A 1,381-nucleotide genomic window follows, 5' to 3' on the forward strand; every position below is an offset into this window, starting at 1 on the left:
TCCATCCGCTTGATGTTGAGTCGATGTTCCTGGCGGGGGTGGTCGGTGTGGAAGACCGAATCTGGTTACTGCTAGTGTTCGTTCAGTCACGGTAGGCAATCAGCCTCGACGTACGAGCGAAAATCCGAGGGTCTTATGCGCAAGCTTCAGCAGGTCGTGATCGCAGCAGTGGCGGCGGCGGGCGGTCTGTCCGCCGTCGGCGCGGGCACCGCTGCCGCCGACACCTCCGACCGCGGGCCGAGGGTGTATGACCTCTACCGCCCCTACCAGGAGTGCAGTCCGCAGACGGTGGCCGAGAACGATGTCCCGATCGGTGTGCTCGGTCTCGCCGGCACCCTGGACACGGCCTGCGGCCAGTACAACAGCAAGGTCACCCGCTGAGCCCTGCGGCGTCATTCGTGCCCGGTGCCCGGCGCAGGACCTTTCGGGGCCGGCCTCGAAGGGCCCCTTCCTCGGGCCGGTTGCCTGAGTGTCGAAGACGAAACCCGGCGCGCCCGGTGTTCCGGGCGCGCCGGGCACCCCAACGCAAGGAAGGTGCATCACATGTTCAGCAGGAAGAAGATCGCGGCTGTCTCGGTGCTCGCCGGTGTCCTCGCCATGGCCTGTACCAGCATCACCCATGCCTATGCCGGGCAAGGCCCGCAACCCTGCACTCGCGACCTCCTGGGCAACGTCACCTGCCAGCAGCGGATCGAGGGTCGGATCCCCGAGGGCGGTGTCATGCCCCACACGGAGACCTGCATGCCGGTGAAGCCCGTGACGTATCGCTCCCCGGGGGGCGGGACGATCCGGCTCGGGCCCCAGGTGACCTGTTCCCCCACCACATCGGGTGCGCCCGATGAGGCCGACGGAGAGCGGCAGCCGTTCGGCCTGCTCTGAGGCCGGGCGCGGCAGATCCTTCCGGCCGCGCGACGCCTGACACGCGATACGGCGAACAAAGCCGACACGACGCAGTGCAGATCCCGACATGTGACGAAATGTGTGGAATAAATACACTGAGTAGTCAAGCCAGGCGCCGTGCCTGGGTAAGAAAGGGTCAAACATGCGTAAGTTTCAGCGCGCTGCAGTCGTAGCCGTGGCGGTCGCCGGGCTGTCCGCTTTCGGGGCCGGGGTCAGCTTCGCCGGCGAGGGCGAGCCGACGCCGGTCACCGCCGTGGCCTACTCGTCGGCCAACGCCGTGGCCTTCGGGGGCGGTTACTACGCTCAGCCGCAGGCCGAGCAGGCCGGGCCGCAGAAGGCGCCGGAGGCCGGGCCGGAGGCCGGGCCGGAGAAGGCGCCGGAGGCCGGGCCGGAGAACGGGCCGGAGAAGGCGCCGGAGGCCGGGCCGCAGTACGGGCCGGAGAACGGGCCGGAGAACGGGCCGGAGAACGGGCCGGAGAAC

At 68.8% G+C, this 1,381-nt stretch carries 2 protein-coding genes and 1 pseudogene; all 3 read left to right on the top strand.

From position 1 onward, the window contains the following. Positions 1–135: 135 nt before the first annotated feature. On the top strand, positions 136–381 hold the full coding sequence (locus ACWIHY_RS38685) for a hypothetical protein (RefSeq protein WP_454381344.1): 246 nt from the start codon (positions 136–138) through the stop codon (positions 379–381). Positions 382–543: 162 nt separating this feature from the next. Continuing rightward, positions 544–879, top strand: coding sequence for a hypothetical protein (locus ACWIHY_RS38690; protein ID WP_454381345.1), 336 nt, complete (start codon positions 544–546; stop codon positions 877–879). A gap of 163 nt (positions 880–1,042) precedes the next feature. Further along, positions 1,043–1,381, top strand: a pseudogene (locus ACWIHY_RS38695) (hypothetical protein); the annotation flags it as partial.

Source organism: Streptomyces sp. NPDC055287, from assembly GCF_053646035.1.